The organism is Blastococcus tunisiensis, assembly GCF_900112815.1.
Taxonomy (GTDB): domain Bacteria; phylum Actinomycetota; class Actinomycetes; order Mycobacteriales; family Geodermatophilaceae; genus Blastococcus_B; species Blastococcus_B tunisiensis.
The window spans coordinates 1-1,248 of record NZ_FOND01000043.1 but is presented as its reverse complement, the minus strand read 5'-3'; the positions used below and the strand labels follow the sequence as shown (position 1 = coordinate 1,248).

General features: G+C 70.0%; 1 protein-coding gene. It reads left to right on the top strand.

Annotated elements, in window-relative coordinates; translation table 11 throughout:
* Positions 1-49 precede the first annotated feature (49 nt).
* A complete protein-coding gene (locus tag BM142_RS24045) occupies positions 50-1,240 on the top strand; it encodes an IS30 family transposase (RefSeq protein WP_092204058.1) in 1,191 nt (396 codons plus the stop codon).
* Positions 1,241-1,248 lie beyond the last annotated feature (8 nt).

The window sequence follows — 1,248 nt, the reverse complement described above, 5'->3', positions numbered from 1 at the left end:
CCCGGGCTCAGGGGGTCGTCGCAACACCCTGACTGAGTGGGGGTCGGGTATGGCGAGGACGGCGGAGCTCCAGCATCAGCGGCGGGCGTTCTGGACCGGGATCCGGGACGGGCTGCCGACCGTTGCCGCGGCGAAGCGATCAGGCGTGTCGCAGGCGCGTGGATTTCGGTGGTTCCGTGAGTGTGGCGGGGTGTCACCTGTCGAACTGAGCGAGCCGACCGGCCGATATCTGGACCTGGCCGAGCGGGAGGAAATCGCCTGCGGTCTGGAACGGGGGGAATCCCTGCGGGCGATCGGCCGCCGCCTTGGCCGGTCGGGGTCCACGATCAGCCGGGAGATCGACCTCAACGGGCAACCGGGCCGGCCCTATCGGGCGGTGCCCGCCCAAGTTGCGGCCGAGGCCCGGCGGCGCCGCCCCAAGCCGCGCAAGCTGGCCGACCAGCGGTTGCGCGGCGAGGTGCAGAAGGGGTTGGAGAAGCGCTGGTCCCCGGCGGGGATCTCTGCCCGGCTGGTCGTCGACTTCCCCGACGATGAAGCGATGCGGATCTCTCACGAGACGATCTACCAGTCGCTGTTCGTCCAGGCCCGCGGCGAACTGCGCAAGGAGCTGACCCGGCGGCTGCGCACCGGGCGGGCGCTGCGCAAGCCGCGCAAGCGGGTCGATGGGCGTGCTGATCCCGACCGGCGGATCCCGGACAAGACGATGATCTCCGAGCGCCCCGCCGAGGCCGACGATCGCGCGGTGCCCGGGCACTGGGAAGGCGACTTCGTGGTCGGCAAGAACAACCGGTCCGCGGTCGCCACGCTGGTCGAGCGCAGCACCCGTTTCCTGATCCTGCTTCACCTGCCCGGCGGTCCGCACGACCTGCCGGCATTCGAGGAAGCCGCGGTGAAGGCGATGACCGCACTGCCGGCCCAGCTGCGCCGCTCCCTGGCCTGGGACCAGGGCCTGGAGATGCGCAACCACAAGAAGATCAGCATCGCCGCGGACTTGCCGATCTACTTCTGCGACCCGCACAGCCCCTGGCAGCGCGGCACCAACGAGAACACCAACGGACTGCTCCGCCAGTACCTGCCCAAAGGCACCGACCTCTCGGTGCACAGCGCCGAAGACCTCGCCGCCATCGCCGCCGAGCTCAACGATCGACCACGCAAGACCCTCGGCTGGCTCAAGCCCGACGAGGTCATCGGCCCACTACTGTCAGGCGATCAAACCGCGGGTGCTGCGTCCGCCCCTTGAATCCGCCG

Excerpts from the sequence above, each read along its gene's own strand:
- BM142_RS24045 (WP_092204058.1), top strand. The coding sequence starts at position 50 with ATGGCGAGGACGGCGGAGCTCCAGCATCAGCGGCGGGCGTTCTGGACC.